This is a genomic window from Hydrogenophaga crassostreae, assembly GCF_001761385.1.
Lineage (GTDB): Bacteria > Pseudomonadota > Gammaproteobacteria > Burkholderiales > Burkholderiaceae_C > Hydrogenophaga > Hydrogenophaga crassostreae.
In genome coordinates this window covers 197,883-219,045 of record NZ_CP017476.1, presented here as the reverse complement: position 1 = coordinate 219,045, position 21,163 = coordinate 197,883, and the positions used below count along the sequence as shown (strand labels likewise).

The 21,163-nt window shown below is 61.9% G+C and carries 27 protein-coding genes; 10 read left to right on the top strand and 17 right to left on the bottom strand.

Annotated elements, in window-relative coordinates:
• Window positions 1-184 precede the first annotated feature (184 nt).
• Genes LPB072_RS01090 through LPB072_RS01080 form a run of 3 tightly spaced genes read right to left on the bottom strand, consistent with a single transcriptional unit; the run spans window position 185 to window position 1,774 of the window.
• A complete protein-coding gene (locus LPB072_RS01090) occupies window positions 185-601 on the bottom strand; it encodes a tellurite resistance TerB family protein (protein WP_066095001.1) in 417 nt (138 codons plus the stop codon).
• A gap of 36 nt (window positions 602-637) precedes the next feature.
• Window positions 638-1,345 (bottom strand): Bax inhibitor-1/YccA family protein, encoded by a 708-nt coding sequence (locus LPB072_RS01085; RefSeq protein WP_066094998.1) that lies wholly within the window; start codon window positions 1,343-1,345, stop codon window positions 638-640.
• A gap of 57 nt (window positions 1,346-1,402) precedes the next feature.
• On the bottom strand, window positions 1,403-1,774 hold the full coding sequence (locus tag LPB072_RS01080) for a hypothetical protein (protein WP_066094995.1): 372 nt from the start codon (window positions 1,772-1,774) through the stop codon (window positions 1,403-1,405).
• Window positions 1,775-2,100: 326 nt separating this feature from the next.
• Here LPB072_RS01080 and LPB072_RS01075 point away from each other — a divergent pair, with 326 nt between their 5' ends.
• Window positions 2,101-2,643, top strand: a complete 543-nt coding sequence (locus LPB072_RS01075) for a phasin family protein (protein WP_066094992.1) — start codon at window positions 2,101-2,103, stop codon at window positions 2,641-2,643.
• A gap of 273 nt (window positions 2,644-2,916) precedes the next feature.
• The gene (locus LPB072_RS01070; RefSeq protein WP_066094989.1) at window positions 2,917-3,807 is read left to right on the top strand and encodes a LysR family transcriptional regulator; all 891 of its coding nucleotides are present in this window, start codon (window positions 2,917-2,919) and stop codon (window positions 3,805-3,807) included.
• Here LPB072_RS01070 and LPB072_RS01065 read toward each other — a convergent pair.
• The 3 genes from LPB072_RS01065 to LPB072_RS23315 form a co-directional block, all read right to left on the bottom strand.
• Entirely contained in the window at window positions 3,804-4,469 is a 666-nt protein-coding gene (locus tag LPB072_RS01065; protein ID WP_066094986.1) for a cupin domain-containing protein, read from the bottom strand. The genes LPB072_RS01070 and LPB072_RS01065 overlap by 4 nt on opposite strands.
• 28 nt (window positions 4,470-4,497) lie before the next feature.
• The gene (locus tag LPB072_RS01060; RefSeq protein WP_066095426.1) at window positions 4,498-4,902 is read right to left on the bottom strand and encodes a nuclear transport factor 2 family protein; all 405 of its coding nucleotides are present in this window, start codon (window positions 4,900-4,902) and stop codon (window positions 4,498-4,500) included.
• A gap of 125 nt (window positions 4,903-5,027) precedes the next feature.
• The gene (locus tag LPB072_RS23315) at window positions 5,028-5,165 is read right to left on the bottom strand and encodes a hypothetical protein (protein ID WP_157559213.1); all 138 of its coding nucleotides are present in this window, start codon (window positions 5,163-5,165) and stop codon (window positions 5,028-5,030) included.
• A 181-nt stretch (window positions 5,166-5,346) separates the two neighbouring features.
• On the opposite strand from LPB072_RS23315, the gene LPB072_RS01055 reads away from it, so the two are divergent.
• Window positions 5,347-6,270, top strand: coding sequence for a LysR family transcriptional regulator (locus LPB072_RS01055; RefSeq protein ID WP_066094983.1), 924 nt, complete (start codon window positions 5,347-5,349; stop codon window positions 6,268-6,270).
• Between the two features lie 166 nt (window positions 6,271-6,436).
• On the opposite strand, the gene LPB072_RS01050 is transcribed toward LPB072_RS01055, so the two are convergent.
• The 4 genes from LPB072_RS01050 to LPB072_RS01035 all read right to left on the bottom strand — a co-directional run bounded on the left by LPB072_RS01050 (window position 6,437) and on the right by LPB072_RS01035 (window position 9,286).
• Entirely contained in the window at window positions 6,437-6,802 is a 366-nt protein-coding gene (locus LPB072_RS01050; protein WP_066094979.1) for a hypothetical protein, read from the bottom strand.
• Window positions 6,803-6,912: 110 nt separating this feature from the next.
• On the bottom strand, window positions 6,913-7,383 hold the full coding sequence (locus LPB072_RS01045; RefSeq protein ID WP_066094976.1) for a hypothetical protein: 471 nt from the start codon (window positions 7,381-7,383) through the stop codon (window positions 6,913-6,915).
• A 93-nt stretch (window positions 7,384-7,476) separates the two neighbouring features.
• A complete protein-coding gene (locus LPB072_RS01040) occupies window positions 7,477-8,028 on the bottom strand; it encodes a hypothetical protein (RefSeq protein WP_066094973.1) in 552 nt (183 codons plus the stop codon).
• Window positions 8,029-8,473: 445 nt separating this feature from the next.
• A complete protein-coding gene (locus LPB072_RS01035) occupies window positions 8,474-9,286 on the bottom strand; it encodes an AraC family transcriptional regulator (protein WP_066094968.1) in 813 nt (270 codons plus the stop codon).
• A gap of 124 nt (window positions 9,287-9,410) precedes the next feature.
• On the opposite strand from LPB072_RS01035, the gene LPB072_RS01030 reads away from it, so the two are divergent.
• Window positions 9,411-10,355 carry a DMT family transporter gene (locus LPB072_RS01030; RefSeq protein ID WP_066094966.1) on the top strand — a complete coding sequence of 315 codons (945 nt, stop codon included), beginning with the start codon at window positions 9,411-9,413 and terminating at the stop codon, window positions 10,353-10,355.
• 44 nt (window positions 10,356-10,399) lie between these two features.
• Here the strand turns inward: LPB072_RS01030 and LPB072_RS01025 are convergent, their stop codons facing one another.
• The 3 genes from LPB072_RS01025 to LPB072_RS01015 all read right to left on the bottom strand — a co-directional run bounded on the left by LPB072_RS01025 (window position 10,400) and on the right by LPB072_RS01015 (window position 12,250).
• Window positions 10,400-10,903: a GlcG/HbpS family heme-binding protein gene (locus LPB072_RS01025; RefSeq protein ID WP_066095423.1), complete on the bottom strand. Its 504-nt coding sequence runs from the start codon at window positions 10,901-10,903 to the stop codon at window positions 10,400-10,402.
• 108 nt (window positions 10,904-11,011) lie between these two features.
• Window positions 11,012-11,560, bottom strand: coding sequence for a low molecular weight protein-tyrosine-phosphatase (locus LPB072_RS01020; RefSeq protein ID WP_082877120.1), 549 nt, complete (start codon window positions 11,558-11,560; stop codon window positions 11,012-11,014).
• A gap of 150 nt (window positions 11,561-11,710) precedes the next feature.
• The gene (locus LPB072_RS01015; RefSeq protein ID WP_066095419.1) at window positions 11,711-12,250 is read right to left on the bottom strand and encodes a carboxymuconolactone decarboxylase family protein; all 540 of its coding nucleotides are present in this window, start codon (window positions 12,248-12,250) and stop codon (window positions 11,711-11,713) included.
• Window positions 12,251-12,362: 112 nt separating this feature from the next.
• Between LPB072_RS01015 and LPB072_RS01010 the strand changes: the two genes are divergently transcribed.
• From LPB072_RS01010 to LPB072_RS00995, 4 genes are all read left to right on the top strand, one after another.
• Window positions 12,363-13,193, top strand: a complete 831-nt coding sequence (locus LPB072_RS01010) for an AraC family transcriptional regulator (protein ID WP_066094960.1) — start codon at window positions 12,363-12,365, stop codon at window positions 13,191-13,193.
• 138 nt (window positions 13,194-13,331) lie between these two features.
• On the top strand, window positions 13,332-13,664 hold the full coding sequence (gene trxA / locus LPB072_RS01005; RefSeq protein WP_066094957.1) for a thioredoxin: 333 nt from the start codon (window positions 13,332-13,334) through the stop codon (window positions 13,662-13,664).
• A gap of 86 nt (window positions 13,665-13,750) precedes the next feature.
• Window positions 13,751-14,251 (top strand): YHS domain-containing (seleno)protein, encoded by a 501-nt coding sequence (locus LPB072_RS01000; protein WP_066094954.1) that lies wholly within the window; start codon window positions 13,751-13,753, stop codon window positions 14,249-14,251.
• A gap of 260 nt (window positions 14,252-14,511) precedes the next feature.
• Window positions 14,512-15,375 carry a hypothetical protein gene (locus LPB072_RS00995; RefSeq protein ID WP_157559212.1) on the top strand — a complete coding sequence of 288 codons (864 nt, stop codon included), beginning with the start codon at window positions 14,512-14,514 and terminating at the stop codon, window positions 15,373-15,375.
• Between the two features lie 19 nt (window positions 15,376-15,394).
• Here LPB072_RS00995 and LPB072_RS00990 read toward each other — a convergent pair whose 3' ends face one another.
• Window positions 15,395-15,982 carry a phospholipid scramblase-related protein gene (locus tag LPB072_RS00990; protein WP_066094947.1) on the bottom strand — a complete coding sequence of 196 codons (588 nt, stop codon included), beginning with the start codon at window positions 15,980-15,982 and terminating at the stop codon, window positions 15,395-15,397.
• Window positions 15,983-16,107: 125 nt separating this feature from the next.
• Between LPB072_RS00990 and LPB072_RS00985 the strand changes: the two genes are divergently transcribed.
• Both LPB072_RS00985 and LPB072_RS00980 read left to right on the top strand, forming a co-directional pair.
• A complete protein-coding gene (locus LPB072_RS00985) occupies window positions 16,108-16,413 on the top strand; it encodes a putative signal transducing protein (protein ID WP_082877119.1) in 306 nt (101 codons plus the stop codon).
• Entirely contained in the window at window positions 16,410-18,071 is a 1,662-nt protein-coding gene (locus LPB072_RS00980; RefSeq protein ID WP_066094944.1) for a GMC family oxidoreductase, read from the top strand. Before LPB072_RS00985 ends, LPB072_RS00980 begins: the two co-directional genes overlap by 4 nt.
• Before the next feature lie 20 nt (window positions 18,072-18,091).
• On the opposite strand, the gene LPB072_RS22910 is transcribed toward LPB072_RS00980, so the two are convergent.
• The 3 genes from LPB072_RS22910 to LPB072_RS00965 all read right to left on the bottom strand — a co-directional run bounded on the left by LPB072_RS22910 (window position 18,092) and on the right by LPB072_RS00965 (window position 21,089).
• On the bottom strand, window positions 18,092-18,487 hold the full coding sequence (locus tag LPB072_RS22910; RefSeq protein ID WP_197508889.1) for a hypothetical protein: 396 nt from the start codon (window positions 18,485-18,487) through the stop codon (window positions 18,092-18,094).
• 7 nt (window positions 18,488-18,494) lie between these two features.
• The gene (locus LPB072_RS00970; RefSeq protein WP_096349122.1) at window positions 18,495-19,817 is read right to left on the bottom strand and encodes an ammonium transporter; all 1,323 of its coding nucleotides are present in this window, start codon (window positions 19,815-19,817) and stop codon (window positions 18,495-18,497) included.
• A 345-nt stretch (window positions 19,818-20,162) separates the two neighbouring features.
• Entirely contained in the window at window positions 20,163-21,089 is a 927-nt protein-coding gene (locus LPB072_RS00965; protein WP_082877118.1) for a M14 family zinc carboxypeptidase, read from the bottom strand.
• Window positions 21,090-21,163 lie beyond the last annotated feature (74 nt).

The window sequence follows — 21,163 nt, the reverse complement described above, 5'->3', positions numbered from 1 at the left end:
GGGGGTCGCACCGGGATGCCGAGAAGACCAGGCTGTCCCCCGGGCGCAGGAAGCCGCAGCCTTCGAGACCGGTTTCTCGCGGGTTGCAGCCGATGTTCCTGCTGTCGCACCCGCTTTCAGGCGAGAACTCACACCAGTAAAGTTTGACAACACAACGACAGCGCTGCGGCCCTGATCACAACGGTCAGGGTGTTGCTGTTTGCACCCCCTGAATGGGCTGGTAGCGCCAGGCGCAGGCCATGGCTTCGAGCAGGTCGGCCTCACCCTCGGTCAATTGCCCATCGGCCTGAAAGATGGCCTCACACATGCGCTGGACTTCGCTGCGCACCCTGGGGTTGCGCACCTCGTTGAGCAAACGGGTTCGGAGCTCGATTGGCAGCCCTGCCGATCCCCGCCAGACGCCACGCTGGTGGTGCATCAGTTCCTTGCAAAAGATGTCGATCACCGACTTGATGCCCTCGGGTGACAGACCCAGCCGCCGGGATGCCCCCAGGCGATCCAGCGTCTTGAGTTCGCAAGGGGCGAGATGGCCGTCGGCGACCAGCGCCATGGCCAGCAAACGGGTGGCGGCCTGTGGGCTGTCGATGGGGTATGCGCGCATGCGGTCTGGTCCTGATCGATGGGGCTCCTGCCAGCTTCAATCGTTGCCGCCCACACCCAGCAAGCTGAGCAGACTCACAAACAGATTGAAGACCGACACAAACAGGCCCACGGTGGCCATCACGTAATTGGTCTCGCCGCCATTGACGATACGGCTGGTCTCAAACAGGATCAGGCCCACCGACAGCAGCGCCACCAGGCCGGAAACCGCCAGGCCCAGGGCCGGCATCTCAAAAAAGACCGCGCCCAGGGCCAGCACCAGTGCAACCACCATGCCGGCAAACAGAAAGCCGCCCATGAAGCTGAAATCTTTGCGGGTGGTCAGAACATAGGTCGACAAGGCGAGGAAGGTGGCACCCGTTGCACCCAACGCGGTGACGATGGTTTGCGCTCCGCCGGGCAGGGCCAGCGTGGCCGCCAGCATGGGGCCCAGGGTATAGCCCATGAAACCGGTGAGGGCGAACACCGCGGGAATGGCCCAGCCGCTGTTTTGCAGCTTGTGCACCGCGAACAGCAGGCCGAAATAGCCCGCCAAAGTCACTACCAGACCAGGAGAAGCCCAGCCAAAGGCAACGCCTGCAGACGCCACACCGGCACTGAACAGCAGCGTCATCGACAACAGCGCGTAGGTATTGCGCAGCACCTTGGCCGCGGCCGGGTTGTCGGTGCGCAGCGAACGCTGCTCACCCTTGCCCCATGGGGCGCCGCTCGAGGGCAGGGTGCGGGTTTTGTTCAACGGGGTCATGACAGGCTTCCTTCAATCAGAAAATCAACAGGGGTGGGTGGAGGGGTGATGCCAACCTCAGATGGCCTGGATCCCTGGCGTCCATCCGCCGGTGCCCAGGCGCGATGTCTGGCGCACCGGGCGACGCCGACGCTGCCATTGACGCACCAGGGTGCGCGCCGCACGGCGCAGGGCCGCATTGAGCGCGGCAGAGGCGTTGGCCTGGATGGCACTCACCACCAATTTGCCGTGGGCTTCGGTGTCCAGCTTGAGCTGGCACAGCTGATCGACCCCGCCACGCGGGCCGTTCACATCAATCAGGCGCACATTCACACGGGTGACCTCGCTGCGCAAGCGCCGCATCACAAAACGAATGCGGCGCTCGACCAGGCTTCGCCACTCGGCGGGCGCCATGGTGGGGGCGTTGGGGTTTTCAATCTGGATTTGCATGGCGAGCTCCTGAAAAGACAAGGGACAGGCCAAACAGTAGGGCCACAGGCGGAGCCGATAAAGCGCCTGTGACAGGAAGGTTTCTTCGAAAAACTCGATGAAAGGCTCGTCAACACTTCCGTTTTACGGATTATCCCGAGGGAAACCACGGGGAAAACATACCTTGAAACAACATTTTTGCTGCACTGCAACAAAAAACGCTTGCAATCTTGCGGGTTTACCCTAGAATCAAGGCCATGCTGCACTGCAACATAAATCCAGGATCGAAAGTCCACAGGGTTTCTTGAGGGCAGTGAATCTTTAATCCACTCTTCTAGGAAATCACCATGAACAAAGTATTCGACACCATCGCCTCCACCCAAAAAGCCAACCTGCAAGCCGCTGAAGGCTTGGCCACCCAGGCTTACAGCGGTGCAGAAAAATTCGTTGAACTCAACATGGCCGCCACCAAAGCCGCTGTGACCGAGTCCTTCACCCACATGCAAGCGCTGATGGGCGCCAAAGACATCAAAGATGTCGTGGAACTGCAAACCGCCTTCTTCAAGCCTTTGGCTGGCAAGTCCGCTGCTTACATGCAGCACGTGCAGACCATCGCTACCGACAGCACCTCCGAGTTCACCGGTGCCGTGGAAGCCAAGATGGCCGAAGCCCAGAAGTCGCTCGGCGCTGCCGTTGAAGGCCTGGCCAAAAACGCGCCTGCGGGTTCCGAAGCCGCTGTGGCCGCTTTCAAAAGCGCCGTGACCGCCAGCCAGAACGCCATGGAAACCGCTCAGGCTTCCATGAAAAAAGCCAACGCAGCTGCACAAACCCAGTTCGCTACCGCTTCCAAGCAAGCCATGGACCTGGCCAAGAAAGCCACCAAGGCCTAATTCGCCTCGGTAAGCCCTCCTGCGCAGCGCGCGGGATGGGTCTTTCTCCAAAAACGGCACCTTCGGGTGCCGTTTTTGCGTTAGGCCACGCGGAAACAGCCCTTGTCGACAAGCGGTCCACGGTTTCGGCAAGGCTCGATGCGCAGCCATACCCGCCGGTCTGACGAGCACCTGCAACGCAGCAAACCACCCCGAGCGACGATGCGCCCGCAACCGGCGACTTGTTCAGCGCTGCCTTGACGGCACAATGCAACGACCGACCGGCACACGCTCATGAACCAAGACCTCAACTACAAGCACCTCTACTATTTCTGGGTCACCGCCAAGGAAGGCGGTATGTCCCACGCGGCGACGCGCCTGGGCATGGCGGTGCAGACCGTGAGCGCGCAGGTGCGCCTGCTGGAGCAATCGCTGGGTGCCGCGCTGTTCAAACCCTCAGGGCGCGGCCTGGCCCTGACCGAGGCCGGACAGGCTGCGCTGCAAGTGGCTGAGCAAATCTTTCACCTGGGCGAACAGCTGCACACCGTGGTGCACGACGCCTCCACCCAGGCCAGCGTGCGCCTGGCCGTGGGCATTTCAGACGGTTTGTCCAAACTCGCGGTGCGCGAATTGCTCGGCCCGGTGATGGAAGAACCGCATTTGCGCCTGCTCTGCCACGAAGGCGAGTTCGATGATTTGCTGGCCGACCTTGCCTTGCACCGCCTCGATGTGGTGCTCTCTGACCGCCCGGCCCCGGCCAACCCCAACCTGAAGCTCTACAGCCATGCGCTGGGCCACTCGCCCATGGGCTGGTATGCGCCAGAAGCCTTGCTGGAACAGGCGCGCCAAAAATTTCCCCACAGCCTGCACGAGGTGCCCGTTTTGCTGCCCACGGCCCACGCCTCGGTGCGCCTGCGGCTGGACCAATGGTTCGAGCAGCAAGGCGTGGTGCCCCGCATCGTGGGCGAATTCGAAGACAGCGCCCTGCTCACCACCTTTGGTTCCAGCGGCATGGGCGTTTTGCCGGCATCCGAGCTGATGCGCGAAAAGCTGTCGCAAGGCTACGGGCTGACCTGGTTTGCGCCCTGCGAAGGTGTGCAGGAGCACTTTTTCGCCATCGGCACCGCGCGCAAGGTGCAGCACCCGCTGGTGCAGCGCCTGCTGAGCCCTCACGTCGACGCTTAATCCGCTTCGCGCAGCAGGTGCCCGGTCTTGACGAGGATGGTGCAGCCTTCGGTGCTGAACGGCTGATGCTGGCTCAGGTGCGGGCTGCGCAACCAGCTGCCCGCCGGGTAGCGCCCGTGCTCATCCTCGAACACCCCATCGATCACCAGAATTTCTTCGCCGCCGAAATGCCGGTGCGGGTTGAAGCGGGTGCCCGGCGCCCAGCGCACCAGCGCCGTGTGCTCGGTCTCGAATTCGGACAGCGGCATCACGGTCAGGCCCGGTACCAGACCCGGGTACCAGGCCGCCTGCGTGGTGTCGATCACCACCCGCTCGCTGTCGTTCGGCAGCAGGTGGCGCAGCTTCACAAACAGGGTGCAGCCGTCGACGCTGCCCGGCGCATGCGATGAGCCGGGCGGGTTCTTGAGGTAGGTGCCGGGGCCGTAGCTGCCCTGCTCATCGGTCAGCTCGCCATCCAGCACGAAGATCTCTTCGCCCAGGCCATGGGCATGGCTGGGAAACTGCGAGCCCGGCGCATACCTGACCACCGAGGTGACCCGAGCGACTTCGCCGCCATTGCGCTCCAGCATGCGCCGCTGAATGCCCGCCACCGGCGCATCGACCCAGGGCAGATCGGTGTGTTGCACAGTGGCGCGTTGGGACAGGTCCGCGTGGATCAGCATGGTGGCAAAGTTTTTCCAGAAAGGGGCTTTACAGCGCCCCGCGTGGCGCGTGGGCTTGCAGCATGGCGCCCATTTTCTGGTGAATCAGGTTCACGGCCTTCAGGGGCCGCAACATGACCTTGAACTCGGTGATCTTTCCCGCCGCATTCCAGCGGATCATGTCCACGCCATTGACGGAAATGCCATCGATCTCGACCTGAAATTCCAGCACGGCGCCCTCCTCATCGCTCACTTCGCGAACGTAGCGAAAGGTCTCATTGAAGAACACGTGGAACGCGGCGTTCAGGTACTGGAAGGTGACCACTTTGCCGACTTGGGGCGAGTGCACCACCGGGGACCAGAACACCGCTTCATCGGCCAGCAGCGCGTTCAAACGTTGGGGGTCGCGCGCCTGGGCGGTGGCGTGCCATTCGGTGAGGGTGGGATGGGTCATGTTCATCGGTCCTTGCAGGGCGCAAACCGCGCCGAAGCACCGGGTATACCGCAGCGCTCCGGCCCACCGCCGTCGCGGGTGCGATAGCGCGGGGGCTTGCAGGCCAACCCCCGCCGCTCAAAGCTTCAAACGTAGTAGTTGCCCAAGTAGCGATTGCGCTCGCCGTGTTGGTCGGCCCAACGCGCCAGGCGCTCCAGCCAGCTCAGGTGAACGCCATCGGCTTGGGCCACAGGGGTTGCGCGGTGTGTAGAAAAGAAGGTCATGTCGGCTCCCGTTGCGATCCGCGGGCCTGGTCGGCGATCAGGGTTAACCCGCAAGAACGTATGGTGAATCGGTGCATGAATTCGCACAACAGGGCGCCATGCAAAGATAAACTGCAAAAATGCATAGTCACACCGCTACCCTCTTCCCGGCCATCTGGCCACCTACCCAACCGGAGCCCGCATGAGCCACCTCAACTGGGACGACGTGCGCCACGCCATGGCCGTGGGCGAAGCCGGCTCGCTGGCCGGCGCAGCGCGCACGCTGGGCGTCAACCACACCACCGTGTTGCGCCGGCTCGACGCGCTGGAAGCCCAGCTCGGCGCGCGCCTGTTTGACCGCCAGCGCAGCGGCTACCAGCCCACCGAAGCGGGCCAGGCGCTGCTGGAGCAGGGGCGGTACATGGCCCTGCGGGCCGACGAAATCGAGCGCCACGTGCTCGGCCGAGACCGGGCGCTGGCCGGCCCGCTGCGCCTCACCACCGCCTTTGTGGTGATGGACCACCTGCTGCCCCAGCCCCTGGCCGACTTCTCGCGCGTCTACCCGGGCATTGAAGTGGAGGTGGTGGAAAACGCGTTTCTGGTCGACCTGGCCAGCCGCCACAACGACCCCGACCAGGGCCTCACCCACCGCGAAGCCGATGTGGCGCTGCGCCTTTCAAACCATGTGGCCGATCACCTGGTGGGCCGCCAACTGGGCATGACCCATTGCCGCGTGTATGCGCTGCGCGGTGCGCCCGACCTGCCCCAAGCCGTAAAGCCATTGGCCGACCTGGTGCGCAACGCACCCTGGGTGGCCTTCGAGCGCGATGCCGACCTGCGCACTTATGACCCCTGGCTGCGCCAGCTGCTGGCGAAGTCTGAAGTGCGGGTGCGCGTGGACATCTTCAACGCCAAGGCATCGATGCTGCGCACCGGCATTGGCGTGGGCGTGCTGCCCACCTTCATGGAAGCCAAAAACCCGGAACTGGTGGCCGTGTCAGACCCCATCCCCGAACTGTCCATGCCCCTGTGGATGGTGACCCACCCCGACCTGCGCCACACCACCCGGGTACGGGCGTTTATGCAGTTTGCGGGGGACGCGTTGGCAAAGCGGTTGGTTGTTTGATCGGCCGGGTGTTGGGATGGAGTTGGATCAATTCAAAGTCGGCGGCCGGCCATGTGCTGCCGGTAGTCGAAACGGAAAGCTGTCGCTCAACGTTAGAGTTCAGCGGCTGCCGAAGGCAGCCCGCTGCGATGACGGCTTAGCGAGACGCTTCACCGGCGACAACAACTTAGCGTCGCATGTCGTAAACCTCATCTTCGACGATCATCTTGAAGTCGTAGTAGGTTTTGCCTTGGTATTCGATTGGCTTGGCAAGAATGATGGCTGTCGGTCTGTAGGCGTACTGATATCCGTACTCTGCACATGTCAACACCTTGTTGTCGGTGAAGATAATCTTGCGCCCATGTTTGCAGCCCTTAAATGAGCTTTCTTCCTTTTCGCTACTGTCCTCGTCGTACCAGCCCTTGATTGTCTTACTGTCTGCGATGACATATCCGACTAGTCCTTCTAGCTTGCTTGCCAAATCTGCAAAGGCTGGAAGGCTTGCCCCTGCCAGAAGTCCGAATAACAAGGACCGCCTGATGATTGCCTTCATCTTATTCCTCCTACAAACACAAAGATCATTCTTTGAAGCCTAACGTTCGAGCTAAGCGGGCGACGGTGGCCTGCTGTTGGCGCTCCGTTTGAGCGAGGAGTTAAGCCCACTTACTTTAGCAAGCCGGTACCGACAGCAAGTGCGGCGGATAACATTAGACCAATGCAGAAAAGTGGCAGGTAAACTCCCATGAGACGCGACACGCGATATTTCGGCTTGAATCCTTCCAGATTCATAATTCTTTCAATCTTGCTTGTGACATGGTCTGGCTTATCACGAAAGATAATGCGTAGAACTCGATCCAATTTCAGATATGCGCGGTACAGTGTTAGCCACAGCATTGTGAGGATAACTGCGCCTGCGATGAAAACCGCCGCCTTGTAGGTCGTAAATGTATTCGCAAATCCAGCGGTGAGAAATAGAGAGAATACAACGATGAAAAAATTAAACCTCGCAACGTAGAGGTTCTCAATGAACTCACGTTCTTGGCTAAGCGTCCAATCACTGGCACTCAACGAAGCAATGATGGTCGCTGATGTCTCTGAGACTGCCGAAGCTTGCTGCGTAGTTTGTTCGTTCATAGCGGCGAGGATGTGGGGTCTAACGTTTGACGTGAGGGGCCGCCGCAGCGGCTAAGCTGCGAAGGGAATTGTTAGAGCGTAAGTGATGGAGGATCAAGAGACACCTCGCATGTGATCTTGAAGGCGGTCGGATTTCCACTCCCAGTAGTCAGAGAAGCGATGGTTTGCCTTAATGATCCGCTCGATAAGGCTGCTCAAGGATTCAACTGAAAATTGCACATATTCTTGGAGCATTCCGTTCGCCGATGTTTTAAGGCGAACGTATGTGTAGCCCTCTTCATCAGTGGTACTCCAATCAGCATGAACCACCAAATTTCTGAGCTTCCCAACTTCTACAAGCTCCCTAATTAAATCCTCGAAATCAGCGGGCGTAGAAAAACAACTATTAAATTCTTCGTAGAATCGTTTGAACAAATCAACTTTAGCCGCATACATAAGCTTTTGAATCACTATCAGACCAAGTACGTCTGATCTATCCGAAATGGTCTCACAGATAAACGAGTCGACTGATTTCTCAAGCCAATTGAAATGCATGACCACAAGGCCGATGAGCGGAAGAGAGTCATCAAGATACTCCTCGGCCTTTTCTTCATTTTCAATGTCATGCGACAAGTGCTGAATAAATTGCTTCGTCTTGCTTTTCATTGGCAAAGTCTCAATGCTCTAACGTAATGTCCAGAGCAATACCTGCTCTATAAGTTGGGCACTGCTCCATAAGTTGGACATCGACCTATCCTGAATGTGGCTTGAAGCCTTGCTTAGGGTCAAACACACTGGATGTATGCCCAGCAATGATTCCTTAAAACCCGGCAGCCCTCCGCTTCGCTCCATACGGGAGTCGGATCAGTTGCGCAAGCGCATTCGGCACATGCACTATAGCCTCAGCACTGAACAGGTCTACGTCAACGGGTGCGGTTTTTCATTCGCTTGGCGACCAAAGGCTAGGCGTGTCAACGGCAATGATCTGCACCCATGTGCTCAAAGTAACAGCCAATGCCACGAGGCTGGAGCATTGAATGACCCCTTTGTGGAATGTGCTGAATTGTCTGCTTGGGGTCGAAAGCTGAGACAGCAACAACCTCATCAGGCCTCAATCCATTGCCGTCGATTGCGGGGTCGCCGCGCCTTTGCGGAATTCATCGGGCGTCGCGCCCATCAGCCGCTTGAACATGGCGATGAAGGCCGAGGCACTGCCATAGCCCATATCGAAAGCAATGGCCTCCACCTTCTGGCCGGCTTGCAACAAAGGCAGCGCCCGAACGACGCGCAGCCGCTGCCGCCACTCCACCAGGCTCATGCCCAGATCCCGCTCGCAGCGCCGCGCCAAGGTGCGCTCGGTGGTGTTGACGTGCCGGGCGAACTCGGCGACCGTTCGGTTGTCGCCCGGGTCGGCTTCGAGCGCGCTCAACACGGGCTCGAGCAGCGCGTCCTGGGAGTTGGGCAAATAGCTGCTGGTGCAAGGCGCCTGGGCGAGCTGGTCCAGCAACACCAACATCAGGCGCTGCGCTTCTTCGCTCGGCGACAAGGCCGGGGGTTGGTCCCTCAAGTGCTCCAGCAGTGCGCGCATCAGCGGGCTGACGGTCAGCGCACACGGCGCTTGGGGCATGCGACCACACAGCGAGGGAGAAACATAAAACGAACAATGGTGCGACGCTTGCCGGTTCAGGCCCACATGCTCCACTTGAGGCGGCAGCCACAGGCCGTATTGCGGCGGCGCGAGGTAGTGGTGATGTGCCAGCTTGACCTCCATCACGCCGCTGAACGAGTACACAAACTCGCCCCAGGCATGCTGGTGATGCGGATACAGGCCATCGGGTGGCGCCACGGCGCTGCGAAACATCACTGGCGTCGGCAAATCGGGACTGGAGAGCGGTATCTCCAGTTTCGGGCGCAGGATGGGCATGGCGATCGGTTCGGTTGGCGGTTGGCGGCTATGAGTTGTCTGGATCAGACTATATCCATCGTACCGGTCAACGGGACAATGGGGTCATTGCATTGCTGTCACACCCTTTTTTTGAGCCACCCCCATGAACACCCGCAAATCCCTTGACGGCACCGCCATCAGCCTGATGCTGGTGCTGTGCCTGATCTGGGCGCTGCAACAGATCGTGCTCAAGCACACCGCCGACGACATCTCGCCCATGTTCCAGATCGCCTTGCGCTCTGGCGTGGCGGCGATGCTGCTGGCCCTGTTCATGCGCTGGCGCGGGGAACGCATGTCGTTCAGCGACGGCACGGCCGGGCCGGGCGTGCTCGCTGCCACCCTGTTCGCGCTGGAATTCTGTCTGGTCGGCGAAGGCCTGCGCCACACCAGCGCCGCCCACATGGTGGTATTCCTTTACACCGCGCCCATCTTTGCCGCACTGGGACTGCATTTCACGCGCCCCGAAGAACGGCTGGCGCCGCTGCAGTGGCTGGGCATCGTCCTCGCTTTTGGTGGCCTCGCCATCGCGTTTTTCACGCGCCAGCAGGGCACCGGGCCTGCGCCCGGCAACGTGTTGTGGGGCGATTTCCTGGGCCTGTTGGCCGGCGCCTTCTGGGGCGCCACCACGGTGGTGGTTCGCACCTCCCGCCTCTCGCATGCACCCGCTTCGCAAACGCTGATGTACCAGTTGCTGGGTGCTTTCGCCATATTGACCGTGTTCTCCATGCTCACCGGCCAGGCCCACTTCAACCCCACACCAACGGTGTGGGCCAGCCTGGCGTTTCACTCCATCGGCGTGGCGTTCCTGAGCTTTCTGCTCTGGTTCTGGCTGTTGCGCCAGTACATGGCCTCGCGCCTGGGCGTGTTCTCGTTCCTCACACCGCTGTTCGGCATCTTGCTCGGCGCCTGGCTGCTCGATGAGCGCATTGAACCGAGCTTCTTGATGGGTTCGATCCCGGTGTTGATGGGCATCGTGCTGGTCAGCGGCCATGGCTGGATCTCGGCCACCCTCGCCAAGCTCGCGCGCAAGCGGCGCCCGGCAGCCTGATCACGTGCCAGGCGTCCGCTCGGACCCGCTACCGGGCGCCAGCGTCAGAACTCGATTTTGTCGGCAATCGCCTTGATGCCAGCGCGGGCGCAGGCATCGTCGGCCTCACCGCCCGGGGCACCCGAGACGCCAATGCCCCCAAAGATCGAGCCACCGCCCTCGATCACCAGACCGCCGCCCACCGCCAGCATGCGCGGTGTGCTGCGAATGCCGCTCATGGGTTTTCCGGGCTGCGACTCATTGGCCAGCTCCAGCGTGGCGGTGCGAAAGCTCGCCGCCGTCCAGGCTTTGTTGATCGCCACATCGAAGGTGTGCGCGCCAGCAAAGCGGTCACGCAGGAACACCTGAGCCAGTCCAGACCTGTCCACCACGGCCACTGCCACCTGGTAGCCCTGCGCCCGGCAAGAGGCCATCGCGGCTTGTGCGGCGATCAACGCGGTTTCGGGGGTCAGGGCTTTGATCTGGAAAGTGCCTGGTGCCACCGTCTGGGCCATGGCGGGCAAAGCGACAGACAGCCCGGCAGCCAAAAGGAATTGACGCATGCGCATGATGAAGTCTCCTGAAATGAAGCAGCCTGCGGAAATGCAAGCTGCATACATTTCATTCTGGGCAATCCGGCGCGCCCGACACTGACCCAAGTCAATGGATCCGCTGGCTCAGGGTGGGCCCGCAGATTCCGGCGCCTGCAATTGCTGCCGCACATGGCGCAACAAGCCTTCGCAGCCGTCTTCCACCAGGTCGAGCACATGCTCAAAACCCTGGCTGCCGCCCTTGTAGGGGTCGGGCACCACGGGGCTGCTGTATCTCTGAAAAAACTCGGCAAAGCGGCGCACCTTGTGGGCTTGTTCGGGGGGGCACAGGGCCAGTGCGCGCGCCTGGTTGTCGTTGTCCATGGTGAGCACCAGATCAAACGCGGTGAAATCGCCGGGCACCAACTGGCGAGCCCGCTGGTTCGACAAATCGTGGCCGCGTTTCAACGCATGTTCCTGGCTCCGGCCATCGGGCGGAGCACCCACGTGGTAGCTGTGGGTACCGGCCGAATCCACATCCACATGCCGGGTCAATCCGGCCTGGGCCACGCGGTGTTCAAACACGCCGTGGGCGGTGGGGCTGCGGCAGATGTTGCCCATGCAGACGAACAAGACGCGAACACGCCTGGGCACTTCGCGCGTGCTGGATGCAGGGCTGAGGGCGCGGTCTGACATGGGATGTTCCTTTATGGGCTGAGCGGCCCCATTGTGCCCAAGCAGCCCGCACAGTTCCCTTGCATCACCAATGACAACGGCCACCCGAAGGTGGCCGTGAAGTGGACCAGAGAAGGGTTCCCAAGCACCCCTCCCGTGTATAGCCGCCGTTTACAGGGCAACCGCCACCACAGGAAAGTCCACATCGGTGCCGGCAATGTGGTTGGTGTAGTTGGTGAGCACGTTGAGCGCCACATTGGCGGTGACTTCGATCACCAGGCCATGGTCCACACCATTGGCGGCCGCATCGGCCAGGTCGCTGTCGGCCAGCACGCCGCGTTGGCGCACGATTTTCACGGCCAGTTCCACAAGCGCTTTGTCGTGTGCGTTGTCGGCGGTGCCGCTGCGGGCATCGCGCATGGCGGCATCGGACAGGCCTGCGCCCTTGCCGATCAGCGTGTGGGCCGACAGGCAGTATTGGCAGGCATTGGTCTGGCCAACCGCCAGGGCGATCAACTCGCGTTGCGCGGCGCTCAGGCGGCCTTTGCTCAAGGCATCAGAAAACGCCAGGTAGCCGTTCAGGGCCGCAGGGGACCGGGCGAAGGTGGCGAACAGGTTGGGCACCATGCCGAGCTTGGCCTTCACGCCATTGAGGGTGGCTTGGGTGGTGGGGTCGGCTTGGGCGAGGGCAACTGGGGCGATACGTGACATGGTGGGGCTTTCGTTTTTTGAGGGTTTGTGCGAAGTGCACCGATGCATTGTGTGATACCTTTAATCACTCAAAGTACACAAATACATACCCAACGTATCACCCCCCCCCGCCATGGACCGCTTATCTCCCTTGTTTGCGCGCTCTGTGCCCAGTGCGCGCGTCTTTTACACGGGCAACCTTTGCCAGATTTCAACGTTTGAGGCCGAAAGCAATGTGGGCCATGTGCACCTGCTGCGCCGGGGCACCATGAGCGTGGTCGACCGCCACGGGCGCACACGCCGCGTGGAAGAGCCCAGCCTGTTGTTCTTCCCGCGCAGCTCGGCCCACCGCCTGGTGCCCGATGACGCCCACGGCGTGGACCTGGTGTGCGCTTCGGTAGACCTGGGCGACGAAGCCCGCAGCGCCTTGGTGGCGTCCATGCCCGAAGTGCTGGTATTGCCATTGAACCAATCGGCCACCTTGTCGTCCGCGCTGGACCTGTTGTTCAAAGAAGCGTTTGACGAACAATGCGGCCGCCAGGCGGCGCTCGATCTGTTGATGGAATACCTGCTCATCCTGCTGCTGCGCTTTTTGCTCGACAGCGCTTCGGTCACCACTGGCATTCTGGCGGCCTTGGGCGACCCACGGTTGTCCAAAGCGGTCACCGCCATGCACGAGCGGCCTGAAAAACCCTGGACGCTGGAATCGCTGGCCGAAGAGGCGGGCATGTCGCGCGCGCGCTTTGCCAACCACTTTCGCGAGGTGTCGGGCCTCACCGCGCTCGATTACCTCACCGCCTGGCGCATCACCGTGGCCAAGAGTTTGCTCAAGCGCGGCAAGCCACTCAAATCGATCGCACCCATGGTGGGCTACGCCAGCGCCGTGGCCCTCACCCGGACCTTCACCCACCGCACCGGCACCCCGCCCCACGCCTGGCTGCAGGCGCAAGCCGAAAAAGACTGAGTACCCTCAGCGCGGTGGGCCCTGAGACGATCGGCACAACAAACGAGACGATCAGGCCCCTCAAGAACGAGCGCGATTTCTACACTTTCTCCATGCCCTCACACACCGTGGCGGCAACAGAAATACCAAGGAATCGTCATGCAAGTCAGCTCCCGAGTCACACCGCTGGAAGCCAGCGAATTCGACACCTTCATCGGCCAGCAAACCGGCGCCGTCGTCGTGGATTTCTGGGCACCCTGGTGCGGCCCCTGCCGCGCATTGGCCCCCACGCTGGAACGCCTGGCCGAGAACCTCGAAGGCGCCGTGGCGGTGCGCAAGGTCAACGTGGACGAAGCACCTGAACTGGCCGCGGCCTTTGGCGTGCGCAGCATCCCCACCTTGATTTTGTTCAGAGACGGCAAGGCCATGTCACAGGTGGTGGGCGCACAGAGCGAGTCCCAGTTGGCGAAATGGGTGGGCACGGCGCTCTAAGCGAATCCCCCCCTTTTTCACTCCGCTTCCCGCGCATCGTTCCCCCGTTCTTCTTGCGCTTGCTTTTTTTACCCCAAGGAATCCCCATGAAATCCCACAACGTCCGTTCCGGCGCTGTCTCCCTCGCCCTGGCCGCCAGCAGCGCCCTGGCCCTTTTCCCCAGCACCAGCTTTGCGTTCGATGAGCAGTCGTTTGCGCCCATCAACGTCAACAAACAAGGCATTGGCGTTCAAGGCCACGACCCGGTGGCTTACTTCACCGCGGCCGCGCCCACCAAAGGCAAAGCCGAATTCCAGGCCGCCCATGAAGGCGTGGTTTACCGCTTCGCCAGCGCTGCCAACCGCGACACCTTCGTGGCCAACCCGGCCAAGTTCGCACCCCAGTTCGGTGGCTTCTGCGCCATGGGCGCCACCATGGGCAAAAAATTCGACGGCGACCCAACCGCCTGGCACATCGCCGACGGCAAGCTCTACCTGAACCTGAATGCCGACGTGCAAAAGAGCTGGCTGGCCGACGTTCCAGGCAACAACAAAATCGCCAACGCCAACTGGCCCAAGATCGCCACTCAGACGCCCAAGTCGCTCTGATCCAACCGGATCTCGCGCTGAGCGGCTGAAAAGCGGCGGGTGCCCATGGGGTACTCGCCGCTTTTTTGCGTTCTGGCGTCTTGACCGCAGGATTGGAGTACATCAAAAGGCGCAAGTGGGTCGGAGAATCCCGCTTCTTTGACTGGAAGCCTTGCCTAAAACCATGCATGATCCCCAATCAAACCCTTTCTCCGGCCCCGCCTTCAATCCGTTGTCGGCGTGCCGGGCAGCGGGGTCACCACTCAGGAGGTTGTCACGACATGGCGAGCGATTTGGATACGGTACGGGTGATGCGAGCCCTCTTCAGCGACATTCCCCGCGCACCGCAGGGTCTGAGCCATGAAGACACCATGGCATGGATACAGAAGTCCATGCAAGATTTCCCTGGTGGCGATCTGGCCTACACCATCGAACACGTCACCCGCAACTCCATGCTCGATATCGTCTTGCGGCTGCGCGAAGACGGTCACCTGCAAGACGACACCCAGTTCGAAACCACCCTGCTGCAGCTCTCACATGAAGCGGGTCGCAAGGAGTTCATGGACTGGTGCATCAACGCGCAGAAAAGCGTCGACACCACGTCTCGCCTGCTCAACCGGGCCAAGCCCAGCTGGAGCGAGCCCACGCCGCTGTTCAGCATGGCCCCTGAACAGGTGCGCCGCTTTGTGATCGGCGAGCCCACCGGCGCAGGCCCCCTGTTCACCGAATTCGCTGCGCGCGAAGATGTGCGGCAGTTGGAGCTGTTTGCCAATGGCACACCCGATCGCCTCTACGAATTTGACTGGGGCTTTGTGACCGAAGAGCCTGGTCCGGTCTGGAACGTGTACCTCGCCGATGTCTGGCGCAGCGGCACCGTGGGCAGCTTCGACCGGTTCATTGGTGCCTGGCGCCTGGAGACCGCAGCCGTTGCAGGCAGCAAGGTCCGTCCACCCCATGTGCCCGCTGGTCTCTCGCTCGAACTGGGCATCGCGGCCTTCGCCAGCCTGGCCCTGCACGGGGGCTCGGGCGACCCGGCCTCAGCGGTCGAACGCAAATGGGTAAGCGAGGTGTTTCTGGCCCACATGCTGCCGGCCATGTCAGGCCGGGTGCTCGACCCGAACTACGACTTTCCGAGCAACTGGTGAGTCCCCGAGGCTCAAGGCCTCATTCCTTGAGCACCATGTCGATGCACATCACCGCCGCCATGATCAGGAGGCGGGCCGGATCGTTCACGCCCACCGTGGGGGCGATGGACAACACATAGTTGTCGGCCGAGGTGAACAGCTCTTTGCCCACGCCCATCCATTTTTTGGTCACGCTGGCCAGCTCGGTTTCGCCGCGCACAAAGCGGAAATCCCAGCTGGTCCATTTGCCTCTCAGTGTGCAAACCACCTGTTTCCGGGCATCGAGCACATCGAACTTGCCGCCAATGGAAAACAGCTTCTGGCTGAAATGGCCCACCACGCGGTCGTTTTCATCGAGCACATCCACGGTGGACAAAAGCAGCGAAATACCGCGCTTGACCGTCAACACCTTCTGTCCTTCAGGCGTGCGGATTTCGACCGAAAACGGCGTCATGCGCTTGTAGTCGGTGAAACGGAAGATTTTGGTGAAGATGCCCAGATCGGGTTCACGGCACTCCAGCACCTTCTGTTGCGAGACCGGATCGAAGATGTCGTAGTTGTTGGCGGCTTTGAAGAGGCCGACATGCTCCTTGACGAAGAACTGGTTGTTTTGTAGCGATGCGTGCATGGTGAGTTCGAAGGGACGAGGTGGGCATTGTGACCGCCGTCGCGTGCGCGGTTGTGTGGGGCGCTTGCTGCGTCAATAATGAACAGATAGAAGCGCCGGCCCTTTGCGGGCGCAGATCACACACCATGCACGGCGACTCCCCTTACGACCCCACCGACGGCGACTGGCAAACGCTGGTCACGTTCTTCAGCCCCACCGAGGCATATCTGCTGCGCGGTTGCCTGCAGGCTGGCGGCGTGCCGGCGATGGTGGCCGATGCCCAACTCGTTCAGGCCCATGGCTTGCTGGCCAGCGCCATCCCGGTGCGCGTGCTGGTGCCTGAAAAGCTGATGCGCCAGGCCGAGTCCGTGGTCGCGGCGTTTCAGCGCGGCGATTTCGCGCTGCCTGAAGACGAGCTGGCCCCTGGCGACACAACCGACCCCCTTCCATGAGCAGCCCCGCAGCCTTCGACTTCATCGTGATCGGCGCGGGCACCGCCGGGTGCCTGCTGGCCAACCGGCTCAGCGCCGACCCGGGCAACCGCGTGCTGCTGGTCGAGGCTGGGCGCAAGGACGACTACCACTGGATCCACATTCCTGTGGGCTATCTCTACTGCATCGGCAACCCGCGCACCGACTGGCTCTACCAGACCGAGCCCGATGCCGGGCTCAATGGCCGGCGCCTGCGCTACCCGCGCGGCCTCGGGCTGGGCGGCTGCTCCAGCATCAACGGCATGATCTACATGCGCGGTCAGGCGCGCGATTACGACCAGTGGGCTGCGCTCACCGGCGATGAGGCCTGGAACTGGAACGCCTGCCTGGCCGACTTCAAAGCGCACGAAGACCACCACCGCCTGGATGCAAAACAAGACCCCGCCTTTGCGGCCTTGCACGGCAACGGGCGTTTGGGCGGCGGCGGCGAATGGCGCATCGAGAAGCAGCGCCTGCGTTGGGATGTGCTCGACGCGTTTTCCCTGGCCGCCCAGCAAGCCGGCATTCCCGCCAGCAGCGATTTCAACGCTGGCGACAACGAGGGTGTGGGGTACTTCGAGGTCAACCAGAAAAGCGGTTGGCGCTGGAACGCCTCGAAGGCTTTTCTGCGCCCCGTGGCCAGCCGCCCCAACCTCACGGTCTGGACCGAAACCCGTGTGAAGCGGCTCACCACGCACCGCGACCCCGATGGCCGCTTGCGCTGCACGGGTGCCGAGTTGCTGCGAGGCGGCGAAACCGTGCACGCCACCGCAGCACGAGAGGTGGTTCTGAGCGCTGGCAGCGTGAATTCGCCCCAGATCATGCAGCTCTCGGGCATTGGCCCTGCCACGCTACTGCAAGGCCACGGCATCGAGGTGGCTCACCACTTGCCGGGTGTGGGCAACAACCTGCAAGACCACCTGCAAATCCGCACGGTCTACAAGGTGCAAGGGGCCAGGACACTCAACACCCTGGCCAGCTCCCTCTGGGGCAAGGCCATGATCGGCCTGGAATACGCACTCAAACGCACCGGGCCGATGAGCATGGCGCCCAGCCAGCTCGGCGCATTCACCCGAAGCGATCCCGCTCAGCCTTACCCCAACCTCGAATACCACGTACAACCGCTCAGCCTCGATGCCTTTGGTGATCCGCTGCACAGCTTTCCGGCCTTCACCGCCAGCGTCTGCAACCTCAACCCCAGCAGCCGCGGCCACGTGCGCATCCGCTCGGCGCGGTTTGAAGACGCGCCTGCCATCGCCCCCAACTACCTCAGCACCGATGGCGACCGGCAGGTGGCCGCTGACAGTCTGCGCGTGACGCGCAAGATCGTGGCACAGCAAGCGCTGAAGAAATACCAGCCCGAAGAGTTCAAGCCCGGCGTCCAGTTTCAGACCGACGAAGAACTCGCCCGGCTGGCCGGCGACATCGCCAGCACCATCTTCCACCCGGTGGGCACCACCCAGATGGGCCGTGCCGACAACCCGATGGCGGTGGTCGACAGCCATTTGCGGGTCCATGGCGTGGCAGGCCTGCGCGTGGTGGACGCGGGCGTGATGCCCACGATCACCAGCGGCAACACCAACAGCCCCACACTCATGATCGCGGAGAAAGCCGCGCGCTGGATTTTGAAGGGCGCCTGAAACAGGCCTCGGTCAGCGCCTCATCGAATACCCCCCACATAGCGCCGGTCCGAGGGCGCTGCGGCATCGCTCCCCAGGCTGGGCTCCAGAAACCCGCTGATCCGGCCACCCGGCGCCGACCGCTCACCAGTGGCCCCCTCCAGCGACCGCGGTTTGAGCCGCTCGGCCGCCTCCGCCAACAGCGGTTTGCGTGTCCGAATGCCCATGGCCGGGATCAAGCCCTCAAGCTTGTCCGCCCAGGGCTGAAGCTCCGCCAGGTCCCCACCGTTCGATGTGTCGCGGGCGAAGGCAACGATGGCACGGGCGTACTCGGGGTTGGAGGCCATCCACTCGGTGTCGGTGATGCGCCCCGTTTTTCGCCGCAGCAACACATGCAGATGGGCTGCCGTGGCAAGTGCTTCGGTATGTCCGGACATGGCCGCTTCAGCCACTGAGCTGTTCGTTGTGCAAAGCCAGATCCAGCCCGCTGCGCTCCTCGGCCGCTCGCACCCGCAAGCGGGTCAGCCGCGAGGTGACCCACAGCACGGCCGCCGTCATCATCAGGCTGTAGAAGATCACCGCCAGACAGCCTATGGCCTGAGTCATCAGGCTTCCCGCCTGTCCGCCAATAGCGGGCTCGGCCAGCAGGCCCGTCATCAAGGCGCCCACCAGACCGCCCACACCGTGCACACCAAACACGTCCAGCGAATCGTCTGCGCCCAGGCGGCGCTTGAGCGCCGTGGCACCCCAGTAACAGGCCGCGCCCGCCACCAGCCCGATCAGCAAGGCAGATCGCAGGGTGACAAAACCGGCCGCCGGCGTGATCGCCACCAGGCCCGCCACCACGCCCGAACACAAGCCCAACAAGGAAGCGCGCCTGCGGGTCACCCACTCGGCGGCCATCCACGACAGCGCGCCCGCTGCGGCGGCCAGGTGGGTCACCGCCAGTGCCAGTCCCGCGCGGCCATCCGCCGCCAGCGCCGAACCGGCATTGAAACCGAACCAGCCCACCCACAGCAAGCCCGTGCCCGCCATGGTCAAACCCAGATTGAAGGGCATGAAAGGCTCACGGCCATAGCCTTCGCGTGGGCCAAGGGCAAAAGCGCAAACCAGCGCGGCAACACCGGCATTCAGGTGCACCACCGATCCCCCCGCAAAATCCAGCACCCCCATCTGCGCCAACCAGCCGCTCGGCTCCCAGACCCAATGGGCAATGGGCACATAGACGAACAACAGCCACAGCCCCGAGAACAGCAGCAGCGCACCAAACCGCATACGCTCCACCAGCGCACCCACCACCAGGGCGCAGGTGATGATGGCAAAGGTGAGTTGAAACATGGCGAACACCGATTCAGGAATCAAAGGCGCAATGTGGCTCACAGCCACTTTGCCCTGCACGCCCAGAAATTCCAGCCCCGCAAAACCCATGCGCTCGACCCCCCCGATCCAGGGGGCCAGGGCGTGGGAGCCCGGTGTGAACGCCAGCGAATACGCCACCCCGAACCACAGCACACTGACCACTGCAGCGATGCCAACCACGCTGGCCATGGTGTTGATGACATTGAAGCGGCGCACCATGCCCCCATAAAACAGGGCGATGCCGGGCAAGGACATGAGCAACACGAGTGCGGTCGACACCATCAGCCAGACTGTGTCCGCGCCATTCAGGCTGTTGGCCTCGACCAAACCCGGGGCCAACAGCGTGGCGCCGGATGCACTGCTCGAAGCGAGCCAGAGAAGACAGAAGACCCATCCAGTTGACGACATCCGGTGTGGGAGCTTTCCCCGCTTTTGGTGCATGTGACTTTCCTTTTTCATGATGCACCTTCAGTTGCATTTCCTGTGCCACCCCGGATGGCGCAGCATCCTGTAATGGGAAAGGTTTCGGACTGGCGTCTTTGGCCAAGGGAAAGTCCTAATGGGCGCTCCACCTGCTTTGCCCTACATTACATGCACTCGCACGGCGCTTAGCTCGCCATAGACCGCGGGGGACCGAGGAGACACTCAGTCCAACAACAAGCAGGTTTCAGCGGCAACAGCGCCGTTAGAAATCAAAAAACCAACCCAAGGGTTGGTTTTTTTTCGTCTGTACGCCAGGCCTTGAGCCCACCTTCAACCTGTTTTTTTGGCCTTGACCGGGATGATTCTGGGCGACTGGCTCTTGGGGGGTATCAGACGCTCACTCATATAGCGCAACAAGTCCAGCCACATCTGGCGCATCTCTGCGTCCAGCGGCGTGCGGAACGCACTGGGCAATTCAATGGTGACCACGGGCATGCCCTTGTGCACGCCGCCGTAATTGCCCAGACTGCCTGGATAAATGCCCACCTGATCGAGATACAGGCGCCCCAGTTTGGGCGGCGGGGTACCCGGGCCGTCAAAGTCGAGCACGCCGTAGGGCGCATGGATGCTCACGATCATGTCGGGCTGGAAGCGCTCCATTTCATCGTAAAAATAGCGCGACTCCGGCTCCGACAAGGGGTTCGGCCCCGGCCAGCGCCGCGGATCCTTGCGGGTCCGGTTCTCCCAATACTCCTTGGCATCGCGTTTCCAGTTGGGCGTGGGGAAGTTGCGGTTGAGATCCACCCCATTGGCGTTCATGCGCGATGCCGGGCGCCGCAAAAGGCCATCGGGGTTCAACGCCGGAATGAAACGCCAATGGGCGTTCGAAGGCGTCTCGACGGCGTTTTTGATCCAGTGCAGGGCCAGCGCCGCAGACGACAACTCGTCGCCATGAATGGCGCCGATCACCAGCACCCGGAACTCCGCATCGGGCGCCACCACGTCGCGCGCATAGAGCGTTCGGCCGTTGAGCGAACGACCCACCGTGGGCTTGAGCCGTGCGTCGACACACAGCGGCATCTTCACATTGGGCAACCGCGCCACAAAATCGGCACAGGGACTGCTGCCCGGAATATCGGCATAGGGATGCCCGGGGCCACTGCTCAAGGCAGGTTTGCTGGGGGCGGCCCACACCGGGTTTGCTGCACCGATCGCCACCGTAGCAGCAATCAAAAACGAACTGAAAATCAAACGCATCCCGGCATTTTAGGCAAGACCATGCCCCGGCCTGCCGGGGCCATGCTCAACCCCTGGCCAACAAGGGGCCAAAA

Coding starts and splice junctions, on each gene's coding strand:
- LPB072_RS00985 (WP_082877119.1), top strand. CDS start 16,108: ATGCACGGCGACTCCCCTTACGACCCCACCGACGGCGACTGGCAAACG.
- LPB072_RS01090 (WP_066095001.1), bottom strand. CDS start 601: ATGCGCGCATACCCCATCGACAGCCCACAGGCCGCCACCCGTTTGCTG.
- LPB072_RS01060 (WP_066095426.1), bottom strand. CDS start 4,902: ATGACCCATCCCACCCTCACCGAATGGCACGCCACCGCCCAGGCGCGC.
- LPB072_RS01020 (WP_082877120.1), bottom strand. CDS start 11,560: ATGTCAGACCGCGCCCTCAGCCCTGCATCCAGCACGCGCGAAGTGCCC.
- LPB072_RS01075 (WP_066094992.1), top strand. CDS start 2,101: ATGAACAAAGTATTCGACACCATCGCCTCCACCCAAAAAGCCAACCTG.
- LPB072_RS00980 (WP_066094944.1), top strand. CDS start 16,410: ATGAGCAGCCCCGCAGCCTTCGACTTCATCGTGATCGGCGCGGGCACC.
- LPB072_RS01025 (WP_066095423.1), bottom strand. CDS start 10,903: ATGCGCATGCGTCAATTCCTTTTGGCTGCCGGGCTGTCTGTCGCTTTG.
- LPB072_RS01010 (WP_066094960.1), top strand. CDS start 12,363: ATGGACCGCTTATCTCCCTTGTTTGCGCGCTCTGTGCCCAGTGCGCGC.
- LPB072_RS00965 (WP_082877118.1), bottom strand. CDS start 21,089: ATGCGTTTGATTTTCAGTTCGTTTTTGATTGCTGCTACGGTGGCGATC.
- LPB072_RS01065 (WP_066094986.1), bottom strand. CDS start 4,469: ATGCTGATCCACGCGGACCTGTCCCAACGCGCCACTGTGCAACACACC.
- LPB072_RS01040 (WP_066094973.1), bottom strand. CDS start 8,028: ATGAAAAGCAAGACGAAGCAATTTATTCAGCACTTGTCGCATGACATT.
- trxA (WP_066094957.1), top strand. CDS start 13,332: ATGCAAGTCAGCTCCCGAGTCACACCGCTGGAAGCCAGCGAATTCGAC.
- LPB072_RS00990 (WP_066094947.1), bottom strand. CDS start 15,982: ATGCACGCATCGCTACAAAACAACCAGTTCTTCGTCAAGGAGCATGTC.
- LPB072_RS01035 (WP_066094968.1), bottom strand. CDS start 9,286: ATGCCCATCCTGCGCCCGAAACTGGAGATACCGCTCTCCAGTCCCGAT.
- LPB072_RS01050 (WP_066094979.1), bottom strand. CDS start 6,802: ATGAAGGCAATCATCAGGCGGTCCTTGTTATTCGGACTTCTGGCAGGG.
- LPB072_RS01000 (WP_066094954.1), top strand. CDS start 13,751: ATGAAATCCCACAACGTCCGTTCCGGCGCTGTCTCCCTCGCCCTGGCC.
- LPB072_RS01030 (WP_066094966.1), top strand. CDS start 9,411: ATGAACACCCGCAAATCCCTTGACGGCACCGCCATCAGCCTGATGCTG.
- LPB072_RS00970 (WP_096349122.1), bottom strand. CDS start 19,817: ATGTCGTCAACTGGATGGGTCTTCTGTCTTCTCTGGCTCGCTTCGAGC.
- LPB072_RS01085 (WP_066094998.1), bottom strand. CDS start 1,345: ATGACCCCGTTGAACAAAACCCGCACCCTGCCCTCGAGCGGCGCCCCA.
- LPB072_RS01080 (WP_066094995.1), bottom strand. CDS start 1,774: ATGCAAATCCAGATTGAAAACCCCAACGCCCCCACCATGGCGCCCGCC.
- LPB072_RS01055 (WP_066094983.1), top strand. CDS start 5,347: ATGAGCCACCTCAACTGGGACGACGTGCGCCACGCCATGGCCGTGGGC.
- LPB072_RS23315 (WP_157559213.1), bottom strand. CDS start 5,165: ATGACCTTCTTTTCTACACACCGCGCAACCCCTGTGGCCCAAGCCGAT.
- LPB072_RS01070 (WP_066094989.1), top strand. CDS start 2,917: ATGAACCAAGACCTCAACTACAAGCACCTCTACTATTTCTGGGTCACC.
- LPB072_RS00995 (WP_157559212.1), top strand. CDS start 14,512: ATGGCGAGCGATTTGGATACGGTACGGGTGATGCGAGCCCTCTTCAGC.
- LPB072_RS01045 (WP_066094976.1), bottom strand. CDS start 7,383: ATGAACGAACAAACTACGCAGCAAGCTTCGGCAGTCTCAGAGACATCA.
- LPB072_RS22910 (WP_197508889.1), bottom strand. CDS start 18,487: ATGTCCGGACATACCGAAGCACTTGCCACGGCAGCCCATCTGCATGTG.
- LPB072_RS01015 (WP_066095419.1), bottom strand. CDS start 12,250: ATGTCACGTATCGCCCCAGTTGCCCTCGCCCAAGCCGACCCCACCACC.